This is a genomic window from Amycolatopsis sp. WQ 127309 (assembly GCF_023023025.1).
Lineage (GTDB): Bacteria > Actinomycetota > Actinomycetes > Mycobacteriales > Pseudonocardiaceae > Amycolatopsis.
Genome location: NZ_CP095481.1, coordinates 7821821 through 7841864, shown reverse-complemented (window position 1 = coordinate 7841864; position 20044 = coordinate 7821821). Strand labels below are relative to the sequence as shown.

Genomic DNA, 20044 nt, shown 5'->3' with positions numbered 1-20044 from the left:
CCTCAGAACCTCGGCATCCGGGGCCGGTTCGGCGGCTCCGGCATCGGGGTGTCGACGGGCCAGTCCGGCCGCCAGTCCGGCGCGAGGTCGATCAGCACTTCGAGCTCCTCGGCGATCTTCTCGATCTGCTGGTGGAACTCCAGGTACGCCTGCGAAGCTTGGAAGTGCTCGTAGGGCAGGTTCCATTTCTTCAGGTCCCACATGCTGCGTTCGTGCGCGTACGCCGGGAAGTTCCGCGAGTCGCAGAAGATCACGGGGTAGATCAGCCGCCGCGGCCGCTCCGGCGTCGCGCGGCCGACCAGTTCCTCCCGTTTCGCCATCGAGTGCCATTCGGCGAGGCACCACTCGCTCTGGAAGTACTTCGGAGAACACACCGGCACCAGGATCCGTGTGCGCTGCAGCGCGGTCCGCAGTTCCGCCGGCCAGTGCGAACCGGTGGGCAGGGTCTCGTCGAAGAAGACCTTCACCTCACGGTCGAGATTGCTGTCCAGCAATTCCGACAGCCGCGGATGGAAATGATTCCTGACCCAGGCCGGAACCACCCGGTCGCCACGTTGGTAGCTGATGAAGACGTCGTACTGGTACACGCGTGCCGTCGCTCCTTCACCGCTCCCCACCAGGCGGATCACAGCCTAGATCGACACACCTCGCCGAGATAGACGAGAAACCTGACAGATTCTGGACATTTACTGGCCACGAAACCGGAAGGTCACCGATCAAACCTTGACAGATCCACAGAAAATAGATAGATGACTGCGTAGCGATCAAGTCCGATCGCTCGATAAATGTTTCCGGAAAGACGATGGTCCGGCTCGGTGAATCACCGACCCGCCCTTCAAGAGGAGTGTCGATGCCCGACGACGAGGCGCCGCGGGTGTTCGTCAGCTACTCCCACGACACCCCGGAGCACAAAGAACAGGTCCGGCGGTTCGCGACGTTCCTGCACGGCCGGATCGGGCTCGAAGTCGTGCTGGACCGGTGGTACGACAACGAACGCCGGGACTGGTCCCTGTGGGCGACCGAGCACCTGCGCGACGCGGACTTCATCCTGGTCGTGGCGTCGCGCCTCTACAAGGACCGGGCCGAAGGGCTGGCGCCGCCGGACGAGGGGCGCGGAGCCCAGTTCGAAACCGCGATCATCCGCGACAAGCTGACCAAGGACCTTCGCGACGGCACCAGGCGGGTCCTGCCCGTCGTGCTCCCGGGGCATTCGATCGAGGAGATCCCGACCTTCCTGAACGCCTACTCGACGACGAGGTACGAGATCGAGGAGTTCACGGAAGCCGGAGTGACCGAACTCCTGGCGGCGATCACCGGGCGGGGTCAGTACCCGATTCCCCAGCGAGGGCAGTGGCGTGGAAACGGCGAAGCGCCGGTGAAACAGGTTTCGGCCAGCGAGTTGCCATGGGTCGTGGCCAGCAACGGAATCCGCCGTGGCAGTGCGCTGATCGACGGGATCCGCTACGACAACAGCATCGTGCTGCGGCCCACCAAGCGCCCGACCGAGTCGGACGGGTACGTCGAGATGGATCTCGGCGGCCACTACCAGCGGCTGACCGCGGTCGTCGGAGTGCTCGACGATGCCGCCGACCCGTTCCAGGTCGGGCACTTCCAGGTCTTCCTCGACGGCGCCCCGCAGTCCACCCACCAGGTGGCGCTCGGGAAGCCGGCCACGATCGACCTCGACGTCACCGGGGCGCTCCGGCTGCGGCTGGAGATGTCCCGTCCCGGCGCGGGCGGCTCGCCCTTCGGCGGTGCCGCCGTTTCGGTGCGGCCCCGGGCGGGGCGGCCGGCGGAGCTGGCCTGGGGCGACCCGACGATGACCTGACGCCGAGCCGCCCACCGCGCGTCAGGGGGTGATGACCACCTTCAGCGCCGAGTTGGCGGCCGCGTTGGCGAAGACTTCATACGCCTCGTCCATCTCGGCGAAGGTGAACGTGTGCGTGCCCATCTTCTCCGCCGGGATGCGGCCCGACGACACCATCTTCAGCAGGGTCGGGATCGAGACCGTGTCCACCAGGCCCATCGTCAGCGTGACGTTCTGGATCCACATCTCCTGCATCGGCAGCTCCACCGGGACGCCGTGGACGCCGATGTTCGCGATGCGGCCGCCCGGGCGGACCAGGGACGCCGCCGTCTGCAACGTCTGGGGGTAGCCGACCGCCTCGATCGAGACGTCTACGCCCAGGCCGTCCGTCATGGCCAGGACGTCGGCCTTCGTGTCGGGGCCGGCTTCGATCGCGTCCGTCGCGCCGAAGTCCAGGGCCTTCTCGAGGCGGAACTTGTTGGAGTCCACCGCGATCACCTTCGACGCGCCCCACAGGCCCGTCGTCAGGATCGCCGACAGCCCGACCGCGCCCGCGCCGACCACCGCCACCGTGTCGCCCGGGCGGACGCGGCCGGCCAGGACGCCGACCTCGTAGCCCGTCGGCAACGAGTCGGCCAGGAAGATCGCCTGCTCGTTCGTGACGTCGTCCGGGACCGCGTACAACGACGTGTCCGCGAACGGGACGCGCACCAGCTCGGCCTGGGTGCCGTCGATGAGGTGGCCGAAGATCCAGCCGATCCCGCCCACGGTCTGGCAGTGCGACGGCATCCCGCGCCCGCAGTACTCGCAGCGGCCGCACTGGGTGATCGCCGGGACGAGCACCCGGTCACCGGTCTTGAACGCCCGGACCGCGTCGCCGACCGCCGTCACCGTGCCGACCGCTTCGTGGCCGAGGATCCGGCCGTCGGTCACCGCGGCGACGTCGCCCTGCAGGATGTGCAGGTCGGTGCCGCAGATCGTGGTCGTGTCGACGCGCACGACCACGTCCGTGGGCTCCTGGACGGCGGCGTCCGGGACGTCTTCCCAGGCCTTCGCGCCCGGACCGTGGTAGACCAGCGCCTTCATCGTCGCCTCCGGCGACCGCCCGGCACCCGCGTCCGGGCACGGCCGCCCACCGAACCTAGGACGGTCGCGGCCACCCGGCTGTCGCAATTAGAGACAGTGGCTCAGGTCAGTCGCCCTCGGCGTTGCGGGCCATGAAGCTCTTCGCGTCACCCGCGGCCGGGTCGACGAACACGATGTCGTCCGGGCGACGGCGGGGGACGTCGATCGCCAGGACCACCAACGGTTCCGCGGTGATGCTCGGGAAGCCGTGGACCTTGCGCCGCTCGAAGGCCAGGAACATGCCCGGCCTCGCCTCGAACTCCTCGCCGTCCAGGTGGAACGTGCCGCCGCCGCTGAGCAGGTAGAGGTGCTCGTCGCAGTCGTCGTGGTAGTGCAGCGGGACTTCGCGGTAGATCCGGAAGATCCGCGCGCTGGCCGAAGCCTTGTCGACGAAGTACTTGTCCACCAGCATGGTTTCGGCGGTCCCGGGCAGCGCCGCGGCTTCCGCGAGGACGTCGAACACGCTCTGGGTGTTGTCGCTCTCCATGACCCTCGAACCTAGCCGACCAGCGGCAGGAGCACCTCGTCGACGATCGCGGCGACCTCGGCCTCGGAGACCGGCCCGGACTCGATGTGCGCGACCAGGACCAGCCGCGGCCCGACGGCGGCGAGCCGCGGGGTGCCGGTCTCCCCCAGCAGCTCCAGGATCAGCTCCTGCCGCGGCCGGAACACGAGGTCGCGGACCCGCTCGAACAGCTCCGGGTGCCGACGGCGCTGCGTGATCAGCTGGACCAGCGCCCGTCCGTGCGGCTCGTCGAGGACCCGGGCGAAACCGCCGAGGAGCGCCAGCAGGTCCGTACGCAGATCGCCGGTGCCGGGCGGTGGGGTCTCGCCGAAGCCGGCGACCGGGTCGGAAAGGGCGGCCAGCACCAGCTCCGCGGGCGTCGACCAGCGCCGGTAGAGCGCCGCCTTGCCGGTGTGGGCGCGAAGGGCGATCTTCTCGAAGCTCAGCTCCCCGAAGCCGGCCTCCGCCAGCTCGGCCAGCGTCGACGCGCAGATCGCCCGCACCAGGTCGTCGCCCCGTCGCCGCGTGTCCGGCATCGCCCGCCCTTCCCGTGTACCGTGCTTAGTGAACAGTACCGTTCCTTATCGGGGAGTGTCACATGAGCAGGACCGCCGTCACGAACGTCCGGGTCTTCGACGGCGCCGGGCTCACCGAGCCGCGCACCGTCGTGATCGACGGCGGCACGATCGGCACCGACGCGGCCGGCGCCCAGGAGATCGACGGCGGTGGCGGCGTCCTGCTGCCCGGGCTCATCGACACCCATATCCACCTGCACGGCCCCGAGAACCTCGACCAGCTGGCGCACCACGGCGTCACGACGGCCCTCGACATGGCCACCTTCTCGACCGAACTGCTCGCGTCACTGCGCGACCGGCCGGGCCTGACCGACATCCGCAGCGCCGGGATCCCGGCGATCGGGCCGGGCGGGATGCACGCCCGGATCCCCGGCATGCCCGCCGAAGCCGTCATCACCGATCCCGGGCAGGCGAAGGACTTCGTCGCCGCCCGGGTCGCGGCGGGGTCCGACTACCTGAAGATCGTCCTGGAGGCGCCCGGTGGCGGCGGCCCGGAGCTGCCCGCCGCCCGCGCGCTCACCGACGCCGCGCACGAAGCCGGGCTGCTGGTCGTCGCGCACGCCACTTCCGCCGGGGCGTACACGATGGGCCTCGACGCCGGCGTCGACATCCTCACGCACGCACCGCTGGGCGCCCCGATCACGGCGGACGACGTCGCTCGCGCCCGGATCGTCGCGCCGACGCTGACCATGATGAAGGGCGTGTCCGCGACGGTCGGGCAGCCGCAGCTCTACGAAGGCGCGAAGGCCTCGGTGACTGCGTTGTACCGCGCGGGCGTGCCCATCCTCGCCGGGACGGACGCCAACACCGAGCCCGGTGTGCCGGCCACCGTCGAGCACGGCGTGAGCCTGCACGACGAGCTCGAGCTGCTCGTCGACGCCGGCCTGTCCACTGTGGACGCTCTCCGCGCGGCGACAGCGTTGCCCGCCAAGCACTTCGGCCTCGACGACCGCGGCGCCGTCCGCCCCGGCCTGCGGGCCGACCTGGTCCTGGTCGACGGCGACCCGATCGCGGACATCCGGGCCACTCGCGCGATCACCCGGGTCTGGTGCGCCGGTACCGCCGTCACGGCCCCAGCAGGGCGATGGACGCGCGGACCGCGACCTCTTTGACGTCGCCGGCCCGGCCGCCGTCCTCGACGGTCGTCGCGATCAGCTCGCGCAACCCGCCCAGCAGCATGATCGCCAGCTGCCGGGACAGCGGCCGGATCCCCGCCGCCCGCATCTCGGCCGTGCCGGTCAGCCGCAGCGTCATCGCGATGAAGCCCTCCATCGCCTCGCGCTGCAGCTCGCGGGTCGAGGCGCCGAGCGCGGGGACGTCGCGGATCCAGCTCAGGGTGATCTCCGGCTGCGACTCCGCGGCGGCGATCCACGCCTCGATCGCCTGGCGCACCTGGTCGGCCCACGGCGCGCGCGGGTCGACGGCTTCGGTGATCTGCCGGATCATCTGGCGGTTCGCTTCGGCCAGCAGCGCGACGAAACACGCTTCCTTGCTGGAGAAGTGTTCGTAGAACGTGCGGCGCGAGGTCCGGGCCCGGCGGACGATGCCGGCGACCGTCGTGTCGCGGAAGCCGTCCTCGGTGATCGAGGCGGCCAGGCCGTCGAGCAGCCGCTGCCGGAACCGGTGGGTCTCGACCGTGGTCACCGTCGTCACGCTATACCCCTTCCGCGGCCGGAGCCCCTTGAAACCGGATGGTACCCCGGCGTACCGTACCGACGGTACGTTCGCGTACCACCGAGCGGGGAGATGTCGATGACGACCGTGACACGCCCAGGGCCCGTGACGCTGCCGCCGGGGCCGGCCGCGCCCCGCGCCGTCCAGGGCGCCTACGCGCTGACCAGCCCGCTGCGCGGCATGCGCCGGCTGCGGGAGAAGTACGGGGACGCCTTCACGGTGAACGTGCCGATCTTCGGCCACGCCGTCGTGATCAGCGGCGCGGCCGAGATCAAGCAGCTGTTCATGTCCGGGGCAGACCTGGTCGACAACCAGGAGGTCAACCTCGGGCGCGTGCTCGGTCCGCGGTCGCTGTTCGCCCTCTCGGGCGAGGAACACCGCCGGCAGCGCAAGCTCCTGGTGCCGCCGTTCCACGGCCGCCGGCTCGCCGCGTACGAGAAGATCGTCGAGGAGGAGACCGTCCGGGAGCTGGCGAGCTGGCCGGAGGGCCCCGCGTTCGCGACGCTGCCGTCGATGATGCGGATCACCCTCAACGCCATCCTGCGCGCGGTGTTCGGCGCGGAAGGCGCCGAGTTCGCCGAGCTGCGCGCGCTGCTCCCGCCGTTCGTGACCCTCGGTTCCCGGCTGGCCGTGCTGCCGATCTCCAAGAAGGGCCGCCTGAACCCGTGGCGCCGCTTCGAACGGCTGCGCCGCGACTACGACGCGATCGTCGACCGGCTGATCGCCAAGGCCCGCGCCGACGAGCGTCTCGACGAGCGTGACGACGTTCTCGCCCTGATGCTGCAGAGCCGCTACGACGATGGCGCCGAGCTGAGCCGCGAAGAGATCGCCGACCAGCTGCTGACCCTGCTCACCGCCGGGCACGAGACCACCGCGACCACGCTGGCCTGGGCGGTCGAACGCCTCCGGCGGCACCCCGGCGTGCTGCGGGAACTCGCCGAAGCGACCGACAGCAAGCTCCTCGACGCGACGATCCTCGAAGTCCAGCGCACCCGCCCGGTCATCGACCTCACCGCCCGGCAGGTCAAGCAGGACGGCTTCCGGCTCGGCAAGTGGACGCTGCCGAAGGGGTACGTGGTGCTCGTCAGCATCGCCCTGATCCACGACGACGACACGCTCTTCCCGCACGCCGCGAAGTTCGACCCGCACCGCTTCGCCGGCGCACGACCGGACCTCTACCAGTGGATCCCGTTCGGCGGCGGCACCCGCCGCTGCCTCGGCGCCGCGTTCGCGACGATGGAGATGACCGTCGTCCTGCGCACCCTGCTGCGCGGCTTCACGCTCGAGCCGACCACCGAGGCGGACGAGCGCCGGCACTCCCGGGGCGTCGCCTACGCCCCGGCCAAGGGCGGGCGCGCGGTCGTGCGCCGCCGGGGAGGAATCGCGTGAACGAACAGATCGCCGACGCCGGCCGGGGGATTTCCCTGGCGTACCAACGGATCGGGGACGACGGTGCCGAGCCGCTGGTGCTCGTCGCCGGGCTGGGCCAGCAGCTGCACAGCTGGCCGGACGCCTTCTGCGCCGAGCTGGCCGGGCGCGGGTTCCAGGTCGTCCGCTTCGACAACCGCGACGCCGGCCGCTCGACGCACCCGCGGTTCCGGCCGGCGAAGCTGCCCGCGATGTTCGCCGGCCGCTTCCCGCCGGAGCAGTACGACCTGAGGGACATGGCCGCCGACACCGTGGGCCTGCTCGACGCGCTGGGCCTGGACCGCGTGCACCTCGCGGGCGTGTCGATGGGCGGCATGATCTCCCAGTCGGTGGCGGCGCTGCACCCGGCGCGGGTCCGGACCCTGACGTCGATCATGTCGACGACCGGGTCCCGGCTGATCGGCCGCCCGGCGTTCTCGACGTTGCGGCTGATGGGCGCGAAGCCGCCGAAGTCGCGCGAAGAGGCCGTCGAAAGCGCCGTGAAGATGTTCCGGCACATCAGTTCGCACGGCTTCCCCTTCGACGAGGCCTGGGTGCGTGAAACGGCCGGGGCGGGCTGGGACCGCGACCCGACGGCGGGCGGTGTGGGCCGTCAGCTCGGCGCGATCCTCAAGTCCGGCAACCGGACGGCGTGGCTGAAGAAGATCACCGCGCCCACGCTGGTGGTGCACGGCGACCGCGACCGGATGGTGCACCCGACCGGCGGCGCCGCCACGGCGCGGGCGATCCCCGGGGCCCGCCTCGAAACCGTCCGCGGCATGGGGCACAACCTGCCCGAAGGCGCGTGGCCCGCCGTGCTCGACCTGATCACCGGCCACGCGAGGAGCAGCGATGTCCCGACCACCTAGCCTCACCGGCCGCCCGGTGGTCATCACCGGCGCGGCGTCCGGCATCGGCCGGGCGCTCGCGACGCGGCTGTCCCGGCTCGGCTCCCCCGTCGCCCTCGCCGACGTCGACGAAGCCGGGCTCAAGGCGACCGCGGCCGGCCTGCGCGGACCGGTGCTCACCCGGGTCCTCGACGTCCGCGACGCCGCCGGCCAGCTCCGCTTCGCCGCTGAGGTGCGCGAGTGGCTCCCGGCGCCGCTGGCCGCCGTGTTCACCAACGCCGGCGTCGCGGTGACGTCGAGGGTTCGGGTGCCGTGGTGAACACCTCCAGCGTGTTCGGCCTGGCCGGGATGCCGCACCAGAGCGCCTACTGCGCGGCGAAGTTCGCCGTCCGCGGCTTCACCGAGTCGCTGCGCCACGAGCTGCGCGGCACCGGCGTCCGCGCGATCACCGTGCACCCGGGCGGGATCACCACGAACATCGCGCGCAACGCCCGGGTGCGGCGCGACCCCGAAGGTCGCGGCCGCACCAAGGACGAGATGGCCGCGCAGTTCGAGGCGATGACGATGACGTCGCCCGAACGGGCCGCGGAGATCATCCACACGGGCGTCGACCGCGGGAAGGCCCGTATCCTGGTCGGGCCCGACGCCCACCTGTTCGACGCGCTCACCCGCGTCACCCCCACCCACTACTACGCCGTGCTCTCCCGCCTGCGGAACCGCATGCGTGCCCGGCAGACGGAGGCCGTGAAATGACCGAGCACGTCGACGTGCTGATCGTCGGGGCCGGGCTGTCCGGCGTCGGTGCCGCCCACCACCTGCGGGAAGCGTTCCCGCGCAAGACGTACACGATCCTCGAGGCGCGCGACGCCATCGGCGGCACGTGGGACCTGTTCCGCTACCCAGGCGTGCGGTCCGACTCGGACATGCAGACGCTCGGCTACCGGTTCCGGCCGTGGACCAGCGAGAAGGCCATCGCCGACGGGCCGTCGATCCTGCAGTACGTCCGCGACACCGCGACCGAGGCGGGCATCGACCGGCACATCCGCTTCGGGCACAAGGTGGTCCGCGCGGAATGGTCCACAGAGGACGCGGTGTGGACGGTCGAGGCGACGCACGGCGGCGAGCCCGTCCGCTTCACGGCGAAGTTCCTGTACCTGTGCAGCGGTTATTACGACTACGAAGGCGGCCACACCCCGCGGTTCCCCGGCGTCGAGGAGTTCGGCGGCACCGTGGTGCACCCGCAGCACTGGCCCGAGGACCTCGACTACGCGGGCAAGAAGGTCGTCGTGATCGGCAGCGGCGCGACGGCCGTGACGCTCGTGCCGGCGATGACCGACCGCGCCGAGCACGTCACCATGCTGCAGCGCTCCCCCACCTACATCCTGTCGCTGCCGTCGGAGGACGCGCTGGCCAACCGGCTGCGCGGCCTGCTCGGGCCGAAGCTGGCCTACCCCATCGCGCGCTGGAAGAACGTCGCCGTGAGTACGCTGATCTACCAGCTCAGCCGGCGCCGCCCAGGCGTGGTGAAGGCGATGATCCGCAAGGCCGCGATGAAGCAGCTGCCGCCCGGGTACGCCATCGACACCCACTTCAAGCCGAAGTACCAGCCGTGGGACCAGCGGCTCTGCCTGGTGCCGGACGGCGACCTGTTCCGCTCGATCAAGCACGGCGACGCCTCGATCGTCACCGACCGGATCGCCTCGTTCACGATGACCGGGATCCGGCTGGAGTCCGGCGACGAGCTCGAAGCGGACGTCGTCGTGTCGGCCACCGGGCTGCGGCTGCTGGCCTTCGGCGGCATCGAGCTGGCCGTCGACGGGCACGTCGTCAAGCTGCCGGAAACGATGGCGTACAAGGGGATGATGCTCAGCGGCGTGCCGAACTTCGCGTTCACCATCGGCTACACGAACGCGTCGTGGACGCTCAAGGCCGACCTCGTCGGCGAGTACGTCGTGCGGCTGCTGCGTCACCTCGACCGGACCGGGCAGGACCAGGCCGTCCCGGTGAACGACGACCCGGCGGTCACCGAGCGGCCGCTGCTCGACTTCGACGCCGGGTACGTGCTGCGGGCGATCGACGCGTTCCCGAAGGCCGGGTCGCGGGCGCCGTGGACGCTCGGCATGAGCTACGCGCACGACGTCGTCAAGCTGCGGCACGGCCGGATCGACGACGGCGCGCTGCGGTTCTCGCGGCGGCCCGCCTGAGCGTGCAGACTGGGCGCATGACGCCTTCGCCCCGCCGGGCCCGCTGATGCACAGCGCGGGCCTGGTCCTGCACCCCCGCCGCGACTCCGCGGCCGCCGTCGAGGCGGTGCTCGGCTGGGCCGGGAACCGCGGCATCGAGATCCTCGGCATCGCCGACGAGATCGTCCGGCTGAAGTGCGCCGCCGTCGGCGTGACGTCGGAGGAGCTGGGCCGCCGCTCGGACCTGCTGGTCAGCCTGGGTGGCGACGGCACGATGCTGCGCGCCATGCGGCTGGCCGACGGGCAGCGCGCGCCGGTGCTCGGGGTGAACCTGGGCAAGCTCGGGTTCCTCGCCGAGGTCGACGTGCCGGACCTGCCGGGCGCGCTGTCGGCGATCGACGGCAACGAGTTCACGGTGGAGCCGCGCCTGGCCGTCGACGCCGTGTTCGACGGCCAGCGGATCACGGCGTTCAACGACATCGCGGTGGTCCGCGTCCCCGGCGACGGCAGCGCGGTCGTCGCGGTGCGCGTCAACGGCCAGCCGTTCGTGAGCTACTCGGCGGACGCGGTGATCGTCGCGACCCCGACCGGCTCGACGGCGTACAGCTTCTCCGCGGGCGGCCCGATCACGAGCCCGTCGGTGGAGGCCCTGCTGGTGACGCCGGCGGCACCGCACTCGGCGTACAGCCGGGGCGTGGTGCTCTCGGTGCGCGACACGGTGGCGCTGGAGGTCCTCCCGACGAGCGGCCGCCTCGCGGTGGAGGTGGACGGCCAGGTCGCGGGCTACGTCAACCCGGGCGATCGCTTGGACCTGCGAGGCCGCCCGAGCGCGGCTCGGGTGGTCCGCCTCGGCATGACGACGTTCTACCAGCGGGCGCGCCGCAAGCTGCGCCTCACGGACTCGGCGGAGATCCCCCAGGACGGCGACCACTGACGCATCTTTCCCGGGGAAAGTGCGAGTGTGCGGAACAAAGCGGCACTTTCACGTGAAAGTGCCGCTTCGGGTCGGGCCGAGGCGCCGGGAGTGGGGTCGGTCACAGCGTGGGCGCGTCTGCGATGGTCACGGAATGGTCACGGGTAGCGTCGCCGACTTCGCCTGAACCCGTTGAGCGTCCCCGGAGTGAACCTAGGCATGCTGGCCCCCGCACCGACCCACCTTTCCCTTCGCGCCCGGCTGCTCGTGCCCGGTGCGCAGGCCGCGTTCGCCGCGGCCGTCGTCCTGCTCGCCGTGCTGCACCTCGATCGGCGGCTCGCGCCGCTCGATCCGGTCACCGCGATGCTCAGTGACTACGCCCTGGTTCCCGGCCGCTGGATGTGGGACGGCGCGTTGATCCTCACCAGCACCGGCTCGGCCTTGCTGCTCGTCGCGCTCTACCGCCGCGGCCTGCTGGCCAACCCGGCGCTCGTCGCGGCGAAGGCGCTCTGGTGCGTCAGCCTGCTCACCGTCGCGATCTTCGCGAAGGATCCGCAGGGCGGGGCCATCACCACCACCGGCAAGATCCACCTCTACGCCTCCGCCGTGACGTGCCTCAGCCTGCCGGTCGTCGGCTGGGCGCTGGGGCGGCGGCACCGCGACGACCCGCGCTGGCGCCGCTTCGCCACCTGGTCGCGCCGGCTGGCGCTGGCCGCGATCCCGTTCTACCTGCCGTTCATCGTCCCGTTCGCGGTGAACGTCGTGCTCGGCGGCCACCTGCCGACCGTGGCGACCGGCCTGGTCGAACGCCTGATGATGCTCCTCGAGATCGCCCTGCTCGCCGTCCTCGGCGTCTGGGCGCACCGCGCGGCGACCACGCCCACAATGCGTAAGTCACTTTCGTTATCGCCTGCGTCACACTAGACATCCTGATAAAGCGTAAGTGAGTTACCTTTGAGCATCGCTGAAGTTCGATGCCGAAGGAGACCGCCATGCCAGACCTCGCGACCGGGAAGGGCACCCGCGTCGGGGTGCTGCTCGTCCCGCTCATGCTCGTGCTGTTCATCTCCAACCTCGACCAGACGATCGTCGCCACCGCCCTGCCGAGCATCGCCCGTGACCTGGGCGACGTCGGCGGCGCGTCGTGGATCGCCACCGCCTACCTGCTGACCAGCGCCGTCACCACGCTGCTGTTCGGCAAGCTCGGCGACCTCCACGGCCGCAAACCGGTGTTCCTCCTGAGCGTCGTGATCTTCCTGGTGGGGTCGGTGCTCGCCGGCGCCGCGAACTCCCTCGGCCTGCTGATCGCCTTCCGCGCCCTGCAGGGCATCGGTGGTGGCGGGCTGAACTCGCTGGTCATGGCCATCATCGGCGACGTCGTGCCGGCCCGGGAACGCGGCCGCTACCAGTCTTTGCTCGGCGTCGTCGCGACGCTCGCGCTGATCGCCGGGCCGTTCCTCGGCGGCCTGTTCTCCGACGCGCTGTCGTGGCGGTGGATCTTCTACGTCAACGTCCCGGTCGGCGTCGTCGCGATCATCGCCATCGCCGCGCGCCTGCACCTGCCGAAGCCGGTCGGCCGCGGCCGGGTCGACGTCCTCGGCGGGATCCTCGTCACCGTGGCGACCACGGCGGTGCTGCTGGTGGCGACGCTCGGGCCGGACCGCGGGTGGACCACCACGCCGGTGCTCGCGCTGATCGCCGTCGCCGTCGTGTCGCTCGTGGGCTACGTCCTCGCCGAGCGCCGGGCCGCGGAGCCGATCACGCCGCTGCCGATGTTCCGCAACGGCGTCTTCGTGATCTCCGCCGTCCAGTTCTTCCTCTCGACGCTGGTGCTGTTCGTGGCGATGCTCTACGTCCCGCTGTTCCTGCAGACCGTGCGGCACGCGTCGGCGTTCACCGCCGGGCTGTACGTGATCCCGCTCCTGGTCGGCCTGGTCGCGGCGACCGCGGTGGCCGGGCCGGTGATCGCGAAGACCGGCCGCTACAAGCGCTACCCCGTCATCGGCGCCCTGCTGACCGGCCCGTCGATGGCGTGGCTCGCGGCGGCGCCGTCCTCGCCGTGGCTGATCGCGCCGCTGGTCCTGGCCGGCGCCGGGATCGGGTTCTTCGTCCAGGTTTCGCTGCTGGCCGGGCAGAACGCCGTCGCCTACCGGGACCTGGGCGTCGCCACCGGCGCGCTGAACTTCTTCAAGAGCGTCGGCGGCGGGTTCGGCGCCGCGGTGTTCGGCGCGATCCTCACCTCGGCCGGCGCGGCCACCGCGCACGGCTTCTCGGTCGTCTTCCTCGGCACCGTCCCGATCGCGGCCGTGATGCTGGTGCTCGCGCTGGTCATGCGGGAGAAGCCGCTGTCGGAAGAGATGCGCGAAATCGCCGACGGCACGGCCGAAGCGCCCGAGTACTGATCGTTTCCGGCTGCCTGTGAAAGGGTGAGGGCATGACCGAGGAGCCGCGCGAAGGACTGCGGGAGCGCAAGAAGCGCCTGACCCGCGAGACGCTGGCCGCCAACGCCGAGCGGATGTTCCGGGAGCGCGGCTTCGACCAGGTGACCGTCGCCGAGGTCGCCGGGGCCTCCGACGTGTCGGTGAAGACGTTGTTCGTCTACTTCGACAGCAAGGAGGACCTCGTCTTCGCCGACGAGTACTCCCTGCTCGACCGGATCGAGCAGCGGCTGGCCGGCCGCCCGGCGGGCACCTCGCCCGCCGAGGCGGTCCGCCGCCTGGCCCACGAGCTCATCGACGGGACGCTGCCCGGCGACGACTCCGAGGGCATCGTCGCGTTCGCGCGGCTGATCGGCGAGAACCCGGCGCTGCACAGCCGGCTGCAGCTGATGTGGGAACGCTACGAGCAGCGCCTCGCGGCCACGCTCGCGACCGAGGCGGGCGGCTCCCCGTTCGACCCGGCCACGCGCGCGGCGGCGGCGTTGCTGATCACCCCGTTCCGGGTGCTGACCAGCTCCGACGTCCGCGGCCGCATCCCCGACGACGGCGCCGCGACGTGGATCGACGCCTGCTTCACGCTCATCGAGAAGGGGCTGCCGGGCTAGGCGGGCTGGTCCTTGGTCCGGTGCAGCAGCCAGTCGCGGCCCGTGTCGATCAACGCGTAACGGACGTCACCTTCCCGGCCGTGCAGCGTGAACAGCATTCGCTTGGGCGTGCGGTCGTGCTCCTCCCACCAGCCGGTGTCGGCGACCTTCTTGTGCTCGTCCTCGTAGCCGAGGTGATCCATCGCGTGGTCGGGCACGGCAACCGCGAGCCGGTTGGCGCCCGAGGTCGGCGGCAGGCCGCGCGGGACGGCCCACGACCGCAGCACGCCGTTCTCCTCCAAGCGCAGGTCGAAGTGGTGCCGGGGCCGCCAGTGCTCGTGGAGCACGAACGCCGGGCGCAGGTCTTCCATCCCGCTCACGATGCCAGAAGTTCCTGGCGTGTACCCGGTTTCACCCCTTCGAAACCGTCCTTCCGTGGACTTGACCCAGTCCAGAAACAGGCGCACGGTGGGGAGTCATGAGCGATGCGGCCGGCATGTTACGAGCGGCGGGTCTGCGGGTAACCGCGCCCCGGCGGGCGGTGCTGACCTGGCTGGCGCAGCACCCTCATTCCACTGTGGACGCCATCGGCACCGGCGTCCGCGCCATGCTGGACTCCGTGTCCACCCAGGCGATCTACGACGTCCTGGGCGCGTGCACGGAAGCCGGCCTGATCCGGCGGATCGAGCTGCCCGGGCACCCCGCCCGGTTCGAGCGGCGAGCCGGGGACAACCACCACCACGTCGTGTGCCGCGGGTGCGGGCGGACCGAGGACGTCGACTGCGCGGTCGGCGCCACACCCTGCCTCACCCCCGGCACCGGGCACGGCTTCACCATCGACGAGGCGGAAGTGGTGTTCTGGGGCTTCTGCCCCGGGTGCGCCGCGAACCACCACGCAGAAAGAGGACCGCAGTGACGCAGATCCATCCCGAACCGACCACCACCGACGCCGGCATTCCCGTCGAAAGCGACGAACACTCGCTCACCGTCGGGGCGGACGGCCCGATCCTGCTGCACGACAACTACCTCATCGAGCAGATGGCGCAGTTCAACCGCGAGCGCGTCCCCGAGCGGCAGCCGCACGCCAAAGGCAGTGGTGCCTTCGGGCGGTTCGAGGTGACCGGCGACGTCAGCGCGTACACGAAGGCCGCGGTGTTCCAGCCGGGGACGAAGACCGACCTGCTGATCCGGTTCTCCACCGTCGCCGGCGAGCGGGGCAGCCCCGACACCTGGCGCGACCCGCGCGGCTTCGCGGTCAAGTTCTACACCAGCGAAGGCAACTACGACATGGTCGGGAACAACACCCCGGTGTTCTTCCTGCGCGACCCGTTGAAGTTCCAGCACTTCATCCGCTCGCAGAAGCGCCGCGCCGACAACAACCTGCGCGACCACGACATGCAGTGGGACTTCTGGACGCTGTCGCCGGAGTCGGCGCACCAGGTGACGTGGCTGATGGGCGACCGCGGCATCCCGCGGACCTGGCGCCACATGAACGGCTACAGCTCGCACACCTACATGTGGGTCAACGCCGGCGGTGAGCGCTTCTGGGTGAAGTACCACTTCAAGACCGACCAGGGTGTCGAGACCTTCACCCAGGACGAGGCCGACCAGATGGCCGCCGCCGACACCGACTACCACACGCGCGACCTGTACGAGTCGATCGAGGCCGGCGACCATCCCAGCTGGACGCTCAAGGTCCAGGTCATGCCGTTCGAGGACGCCAAGACCTACCGGTTCAACCCGTTCGACCTCACGAAGGTGTGGCCGCACGCCGACTACCCGCTCATCGACGTCGGCCGGATGACGCTGGACCGGAACCCGACCGACCACCACACCGAGATCGAGCAGGCCGCGTTCGAGCCGAGCAACCTGGTGCCGGGGATCGGCGCGAGCCCGGACAAGATGCTGCTGGGCCGGCTGTTCTCCTACCCGGACGCGCACCGCTACCGGATCGGCGCGAACTACAAGCAGCTGCCGGTCAACGCGCCCGTGTCGCCGGTGCACAGCTACAGCAAGGACGGCGCGATGCGCTACACCAAGGTCGCCGACCCGGTGTACGCGCCGAACTCCAAGAGCGGCCCGCACGCCGATGTCGCGAAGTACGGCCGGCCGGCGGGCTGGCACACCGACGGCGACATGGTCCGCACGGCGTACACGCTGCGCGAGGAGGACGACGACTGGGGCCAGGCCGGCACGATGATCCGTGAGGTCTTCGACGACGCCGGCCGCGAGCGGTTCGTCGACAACGTCGTGGGTCACCTGCTCAACGGCGTCACCGAGCCGGTGCTGCAGCGCGCCTTCGACTACTGGCGCAACGTCGACAAGGACATCGGCGACCGGATCGAGTCGGGCGTCCGCGCCAAGGCCGACGAGAAGGACCCGAAGGCGGCGAAGCAGGCGAACCCCGCCCGGTCGAGCATGCAGAAGAAGGCCTGACGAACGGGGCGAGTCACTCTCCCGGGTGACTCGCCCCGGTTCGCGGCCCCGGAGTCCCTCGGCTACGTTGACTTCCTCGTGGGGGAACAGTCAGGGGAGGCCGGGTGAACTTCGCCGGAGCCGCGCTGCCCTTGGCCGCCGGTGTCGCGCTGCTCGTCTTCCTGATCCGGCTCGCGCGCGAACCGCGCCGGCTCGGGAACGCCGTCTGGCTCGGGGTCGCGTTGCTGCTGACCGGCGCCTGGCTGCTGCGCGAGGCCCTGCACCTCGAGTGGCTGACCCCGATCGTCGCCGTGCTGCTGGCGGCGATCGCGGTGATCGTCGCGCTGGTGCTGCCCGCCGCGCTGATCTTCAACGGCGCGCAGATGTGGCGGAAGGAAGGCCGCAGCAAGGGAAACCTGCTGTCACTGGCCCTGGGCGTCGGGCTGATCACGCTCGAAGTGCTCTTCTTCGTCCCGCTCGGCCGCTGGGGCACGGCACTGGTGGCGATCGCCATCGTGCTCACGAGTTACTTCGGGTTCCTGCTCACGTCGCTGCTGGTCTACTCCGTGCTCTACAGCCGGGTCGGGCGCCACCGGGACGTCGAGGCGATCATCGTCCTCGGCTGCGGGCTCGCCGGCGACCGCGTCCCGCCCCTGCTCGCCGGCCGCCTCGACCGCGCGATCCGGCTCTACGAACGGGAACCCGCGCACCCGCCGCTGCTGGTCGTCTCCGGCGGGAAGGGCCCGGGCGAGAGCGTCACGGAGGCCGACGCGATGCACGGCTACCTGCGCGAGCGCGGCGTCCCGGAGGACCGGATCCGCCGCGAGGACCAGGCGACGACGACCGAGGAGAACCTGCGGTTCTCGGCCGCGCTGCTCCCCCAGTCCGATCGGGCGGGCCGGGTGCTGGCCGTGACGAGCAACTACCACGTCTTCCGCACGGCGGTGGAGTGCCGCCGCCTCGGGCTGCCGATCCACGCGACCGGCTCCCCCACCGCGCGCTACTTCCTGCCGAGCGCCCTGCTGCGCGAGTTCGCGGCGCTGATCCTGCACTACCGCCGCACCACGATCGCGGCGTGCGTCCTGATCACCGGGGCGGGCGTCGCACTCGCCGTCGTCTAGGACGCGTCCGACAAAGTCCTGGTCCAAGTGATCACGGCGTGCAGCACGTCCGCTGAGGGAACCGCGGCGTTTGCGGTGCCCGACCTGAGCGGCCGGCTCGGGAATCACGGCGGGGGTCCTGGTCGTCGATCGTGAGCAGTCGTGGCGAGCTGACCGGCCGGAGCCCCACTGACCGGGGTAAAGCCGGCTCCAAGCACCACGTTCTGTGCGACGCGAACGGGCTACCGCTGCACATCATGTCGTCGGCGGCAAGCACCCGACCGTGCGCGGCCACCACGGCCGGGCGGGCCGGCCACGATGCCGACCGGACAAGCTGCATGCCGACAAGGGCTACGACTACCGCCGCTGCCGCGGCTACCTGACCCGCCGCGGTATCAAGGTCCCTATCGCCCGGCGCGGGATTGAGGGCAAGTCCCGCCTCGGCCGGGTCCGCTGGGTCGTCGAACGCACCATCTCCTGGCTGCTGCGGTTCAAACGCCTCGGGCTGCGCTACGACCGGATCGAACGGGCCGCCTCGTCAGAGGCGTTCGATGCGGTCGGCCTGCGGGCCCCGGTCGCTCTGACGCACCGCGTACCGGACCCGGTCACCCTTCTGCAGCGGCTCCGACCCCGTGATCACGGACGCGTGGGCGAAGAGATCGTCGCCGCCTGCGTCCGGGGTGATGAAGCCGAAGCCGCGGTCGTCGTCGTAGCGCGCGACGACGCCCTCGCCGCCTCGTGCGGGCACGTCCCGCGCCGCCGGCCCTGCGGCCGCGGCAGGTGCCGGCCGCTGCGGCGCCGTCTGGGGCTCGGCGCCCCGGACCAGGTGCACGTCGCGGGCCTGCGGGCCCTTGTCTCCACTGGCCACCTCGTAGGCGACGCGGTCGCCCTCCGCGAGCCACGTCAGCCCCTCCGCCAGGGCCCGGGCGTGAACGAAGACGTCCCCAGCGCCGGAATCGGGGTTGATGAAGCCGAAGCCCTTGTCCTCGTCGTACCAGGCCACCGTGCCGTCGGCACCGTCCGCGATACCGGCCGCAGCGGGTGAGCCGGCCCCTTCTCCCAGCGGGATCACGTGCCCGGCCTGCGGGCCGCGCTCGCCCTCGACGATCAGGAAGGCCACCCGCTGCCCCTCGGTGACCACGCCGCCGGTCACGATGGCGGAGCTGTGCACGAAGATGTCGGCGCCGCCGCCGTCCGGCGACGCGAAGCCGTACCCCTTGCCCGGCTCGTACCAGGTGACGGTGCCGAGCAGGCCCACGGCGCTGCCGGTGGCCGCATCGGCGGTGACGCGAACGTGCAGCGCCTGGGGCCCGCGGTCGTTCTCGCCGACCTCGAACACGACGGCCTGACCCTCGCGGAGCACTTTCGCGCCGCCGTCCCCGACGATCTCGGAGGCGTGCACGAACACGTCCGGCGAGCCGTCCTCGGGCGCGAGGAAGCCGAAACCACGTTCGGCGTCGAACCAACGGACGGTCCCTTGCGGCATCAACGGCTCCAGGTCGAGAGGGCGGGCACTGGCCCCCAGTCTCTCTGACAGACCTCCGGTCCGTCGGGCCGGGTCCACCGGCGGGCGGTGCGGAGCCAGGGGCGGGCCGTTGGCTCACCTAGCGACACGCCGCGGAACAGCGGGACACCTGGTCGGGTCCAGCCGTCCGCGGGTCACCGCCGACGGTGGTCTCGGCGGCGATTTCTGTGCGTGCGTATTCCCTTCTCCGGTCGATCGATCGAATTCGAAAAAGTGACAGCGATCACCCGAAAAACATCCGGGGCATGCGCACAAGCCAGAGGAACCCGGCCTGGAACAGCAATTGTCTTGTCCGCCACCCGGCCGGACAAAGCGAAGGGAAGAGAACAGAAAAGCGAACACTCCCCCACGCGGGTGAGCCTGCGATCACCCATCGTGATCACAGTCGTCGTACCCACGGGTAACCCTTGGGCTTCACCAGCCAAATCATGGTGATTTCGCAGGTCACCCCCAGTAGATGAAGAGCTTTTACGTTTTCTTGACACTCTTCCGGTAACCGATTACTTGTCGTAGCGTTCGCCCTGCGCCGCCGGGTCGACGGCCACCGCACACGCCGTTCCACCGCGGGACCGCGAACCCTAGAATCCACCGGAAAGGGCGGGTCCATGACTGCCCGAAATCATCGCCCGTCCCGTTTTCCGCTGGTGCGCGTCGCGGCCCTGCTGATCGTCGTGGCCGCGGCCGGCACTATTTCCGGCTCGACGGGAGAACCGGAAACAATGCGTCCGGTTTCGCTGCCGCCCGCTGTTCCCGTGGCCGTCCTGCTGCCAGCCGGCGCGGTTCCGCTCGCGCCACGCGGCACCTTCGACGTCGCCAGCGCGGAAACCCCGTCCTACCACCAGGTCCTGACACGACTGCGCACCGTCGCCGGAGCCACCGACCTCGACACCCTGGCCGTCACCGCGTGGCAGCACGCGGCGCCGCGGCCGGCCCGATAGACCGGAG

Annotated in this window: 20 protein-coding genes and 3 pseudogenes; 15 read left to right on the top strand and 8 right to left on the bottom strand. The window is 70.9% G+C overall.

Annotated features, from left to right (window positions below; translation table 11 throughout):
- Positions 1–2 precede the first annotated feature (2 nt).
- On the bottom strand, positions 3–587 hold the full coding sequence (locus tag MUY22_RS35440) for a toll/interleukin-1 receptor domain-containing protein (protein WP_247051530.1): 585 nt from the start codon (positions 585–587) through the stop codon (positions 3–5).
- Between the two features lie 263 nt (positions 588–850).
- Here MUY22_RS35440 and MUY22_RS35435 point away from each other — a divergent pair, with 263 nt between their 5' ends.
- Entirely contained in the window at positions 851–1828 is a 978-nt protein-coding gene (locus tag MUY22_RS35435; protein WP_247051529.1) for an SEFIR domain-containing protein, read from the top strand.
- A gap of 21 nt (positions 1829–1849) precedes the next feature.
- Here the strand turns inward: MUY22_RS35435 and MUY22_RS35430 are convergent, their stop codons facing one another.
- From MUY22_RS35430 to MUY22_RS35420, 3 genes are all read right to left on the bottom strand, one after another.
- Positions 1850–2893 carry an alcohol dehydrogenase catalytic domain-containing protein gene (locus MUY22_RS35430; protein WP_247051528.1) on the bottom strand — a complete coding sequence of 348 codons (1044 nt, stop codon included), beginning with the start codon at positions 2891–2893 and terminating at the stop codon, positions 1850–1852.
- A 106-nt stretch (positions 2894–2999) separates the two neighbouring features.
- A complete protein-coding gene (locus MUY22_RS35425; protein ID WP_247051527.1) occupies positions 3000–3419 on the bottom strand; it encodes a cupin domain-containing protein in 420 nt (139 codons plus the stop codon).
- Positions 3420–3430: 11 nt separating this feature from the next.
- Positions 3431–3973, bottom strand: a complete 543-nt coding sequence (locus tag MUY22_RS35420) for a TetR-like C-terminal domain-containing protein (protein ID WP_247051526.1) — start codon at positions 3971–3973, stop codon at positions 3431–3433.
- Between the two features lie 62 nt (positions 3974–4035).
- Here MUY22_RS35420 and MUY22_RS35415 point away from each other — a divergent pair, with 62 nt between their 5' ends.
- Positions 4036–5124: an amidohydrolase family protein gene (locus MUY22_RS35415; protein ID WP_247051525.1), complete on the top strand. Its 1089-nt coding sequence runs from the start codon at positions 4036–4038 to the stop codon at positions 5122–5124.
- Here the strand turns inward: MUY22_RS35415 and MUY22_RS35410 are convergent.
- Entirely contained in the window at positions 5078–5665 is a 588-nt protein-coding gene (locus MUY22_RS35410; RefSeq protein WP_371827522.1) for a TetR/AcrR family transcriptional regulator, read from the bottom strand. The genes MUY22_RS35415 and MUY22_RS35410 overlap by 47 nt on opposite strands.
- Positions 5666–5764: 99 nt before the next feature.
- Between MUY22_RS35410 and MUY22_RS35405 the strand changes: the two genes are divergently transcribed.
- The 8 genes and pseudogenes from MUY22_RS35405 to MUY22_RS35370 all read left to right on the top strand — a co-directional run bounded on the left by MUY22_RS35405 (position 5765) and on the right by MUY22_RS35370 (position 14080).
- A complete protein-coding gene (locus MUY22_RS35405; protein ID WP_247051523.1) occupies positions 5765–7075 on the top strand; it encodes a cytochrome P450 in 1311 nt (436 codons plus the stop codon).
- Positions 7072–7962: an alpha/beta fold hydrolase gene (locus MUY22_RS35400; protein ID WP_247051522.1), complete on the top strand. Its 891-nt coding sequence runs from the start codon at positions 7072–7074 to the stop codon at positions 7960–7962. Before MUY22_RS35405 ends, MUY22_RS35400 begins: the two co-directional genes overlap by 4 nt.
- Positions 7946–8694: pseudogene (locus MUY22_RS49840) on the top strand (SDR family NAD(P)-dependent oxidoreductase). The gene MUY22_RS35400 and the pseudogene MUY22_RS49840 overlap by 17 nt, the downstream one beginning before the upstream one ends.
- Positions 8691–10145: an NAD(P)/FAD-dependent oxidoreductase gene (locus MUY22_RS35390; RefSeq protein WP_247051521.1), complete on the top strand. Its 1455-nt coding sequence runs from the start codon at positions 8691–8693 to the stop codon at positions 10143–10145. The pseudogene MUY22_RS49840 and the gene MUY22_RS35390 overlap by 4 nt, the downstream one beginning before the upstream one ends.
- A gap of 46 nt (positions 10146–10191) precedes the next feature.
- Positions 10192–11058 carry an NAD(+)/NADH kinase gene (locus MUY22_RS35385; RefSeq protein ID WP_247051520.1) on the top strand — a complete coding sequence of 289 codons (867 nt, stop codon included), beginning with the start codon at positions 10192–10194 and terminating at the stop codon, positions 11056–11058.
- A 186-nt stretch (positions 11059–11244) separates the two neighbouring features.
- The gene (locus tag MUY22_RS35380; protein WP_247051519.1) at positions 11245–11961 is read left to right on the top strand and encodes a DUF998 domain-containing protein; all 717 of its coding nucleotides are present in this window, start codon (positions 11245–11247) and stop codon (positions 11959–11961) included.
- 68 nt (positions 11962–12029) lie between these two features.
- Positions 12030–13439: an MDR family MFS transporter gene (locus MUY22_RS35375; protein WP_247051518.1), complete on the top strand. Its 1410-nt coding sequence runs from the start codon at positions 12030–12032 to the stop codon at positions 13437–13439.
- A gap of 32 nt (positions 13440–13471) precedes the next feature.
- Positions 13472–14080, top strand: coding sequence for a TetR/AcrR family transcriptional regulator (locus MUY22_RS35370; protein WP_247051517.1), 609 nt, complete (start codon positions 13472–13474; stop codon positions 14078–14080).
- On the opposite strand, the gene MUY22_RS35365 is transcribed toward MUY22_RS35370, so the two are convergent.
- Positions 14077–14430, bottom strand: a complete 354-nt coding sequence (locus MUY22_RS35365) for a DNA polymerase ligase N-terminal domain-containing protein (RefSeq protein WP_247051516.1) — start codon at positions 14428–14430, stop codon at positions 14077–14079. The genes MUY22_RS35370 and MUY22_RS35365 overlap by 4 nt on opposite strands.
- 107 nt (positions 14431–14537) lie before the next feature.
- On the opposite strand from MUY22_RS35365, the gene MUY22_RS35360 reads away from it, so the two are divergent.
- The 4 genes and pseudogenes from MUY22_RS35360 to MUY22_RS35345 form a co-directional block, all read left to right on the top strand.
- Positions 14538–14975, top strand: coding sequence for a Fur family transcriptional regulator (locus MUY22_RS35360; protein ID WP_247051515.1), 438 nt, complete (start codon positions 14538–14540; stop codon positions 14973–14975).
- Positions 14972–16495 carry a catalase gene (locus MUY22_RS35355; protein ID WP_247051514.1) on the top strand — a complete coding sequence of 508 codons (1524 nt, stop codon included), beginning with the start codon at positions 14972–14974 and terminating at the stop codon, positions 16493–16495. The genes MUY22_RS35360 and MUY22_RS35355 overlap by 4 nt, the downstream gene beginning before the upstream one ends.
- A 104-nt stretch (positions 16496–16599) precedes the next feature.
- On the top strand, positions 16600–17595 hold the full coding sequence (locus tag MUY22_RS35350; protein ID WP_247051513.1) for a YdcF family protein: 996 nt from the start codon (positions 16600–16602) through the stop codon (positions 17593–17595).
- Between the two features lie 140 nt (positions 17596–17735).
- Positions 17736–18094, top strand: a pseudogene (locus MUY22_RS35345) (transposase); the annotation flags it as partial.
- Positions 18095–18112: 18 nt separating this feature from the next.
- Here the strand turns inward: MUY22_RS35345 and MUY22_RS49835 are convergent.
- Positions 18113–18832, bottom strand: coding sequence for a cold-shock protein (locus MUY22_RS49835; protein WP_371827703.1), 720 nt, complete (start codon positions 18830–18832; stop codon positions 18113–18115).
- Positions 18833–18862: 30 nt separating this feature from the next.
- Positions 18863–19060 (bottom strand): annotated as a pseudogene (locus MUY22_RS35325) (cold-shock protein); the annotation flags it as partial.
- A gap of 644 nt (positions 19061–19704) precedes the next feature.
- On the opposite strand from MUY22_RS35325, the gene MUY22_RS35320 reads away from it, so the two are divergent.
- A complete protein-coding gene (locus MUY22_RS35320) occupies positions 19705–20037 on the top strand; it encodes a hypothetical protein (RefSeq protein ID WP_247051512.1) in 333 nt (110 codons plus the stop codon).
- The last annotated feature ends 7 nt before the right edge of the window (positions 20038–20044 follow it).

Bases quoted from the DNA above. Each gene is read 5' to 3' on its own strand.
- MUY22_RS35430 (WP_247051528.1), bottom strand. From the start codon at position 2,893: ATGAAGGCGCTGGTCTACCACGGTCCGGGCGCGAAGGCCTGGGAAGAC.
- MUY22_RS35320 (WP_247051512.1), top strand. From the start codon at position 19,705: ATGACTGCCCGAAATCATCGCCCGTCCCGTTTTCCGCTGGTGCGCGTC.
- MUY22_RS35375 (WP_247051518.1), top strand. From the start codon at position 12,030: ATGCCAGACCTCGCGACCGGGAAGGGCACCCGCGTCGGGGTGCTGCTC.
- MUY22_RS35390 (WP_247051521.1), top strand. From the start codon at position 8,691: ATGACCGAGCACGTCGACGTGCTGATCGTCGGGGCCGGGCTGTCCGGC.
- MUY22_RS35405 (WP_247051523.1), top strand. From the start codon at position 5,765: ATGACGACCGTGACACGCCCAGGGCCCGTGACGCTGCCGCCGGGGCCG.
- MUY22_RS35365 (WP_247051516.1), bottom strand. From the start codon at position 14,430: ATGGAAGACCTGCGCCCGGCGTTCGTGCTCCACGAGCACTGGCGGCCC.
- MUY22_RS35425 (WP_247051527.1), bottom strand. From the start codon at position 3,419: ATGGAGAGCGACAACACCCAGAGCGTGTTCGACGTCCTCGCGGAAGCC.
- MUY22_RS35370 (WP_247051517.1), top strand. From the start codon at position 13,472: ATGACCGAGGAGCCGCGCGAAGGACTGCGGGAGCGCAAGAAGCGCCTG.
- MUY22_RS35415 (WP_247051525.1), top strand. From the start codon at position 4,036: ATGAGCAGGACCGCCGTCACGAACGTCCGGGTCTTCGACGGCGCCGGG.
- MUY22_RS35385 (WP_247051520.1), top strand. From the start codon at position 10,192: ATGCACAGCGCGGGCCTGGTCCTGCACCCCCGCCGCGACTCCGCGGCC.
- MUY22_RS35360 (WP_247051515.1), top strand. From the start codon at position 14,538: ATGAGCGATGCGGCCGGCATGTTACGAGCGGCGGGTCTGCGGGTAACC.
- MUY22_RS35435 (WP_247051529.1), top strand. From the start codon at position 851: ATGCCCGACGACGAGGCGCCGCGGGTGTTCGTCAGCTACTCCCACGAC.
- MUY22_RS35420 (WP_247051526.1), bottom strand. From the start codon at position 3,973: ATGCCGGACACGCGGCGACGGGGCGACGACCTGGTGCGGGCGATCTGC.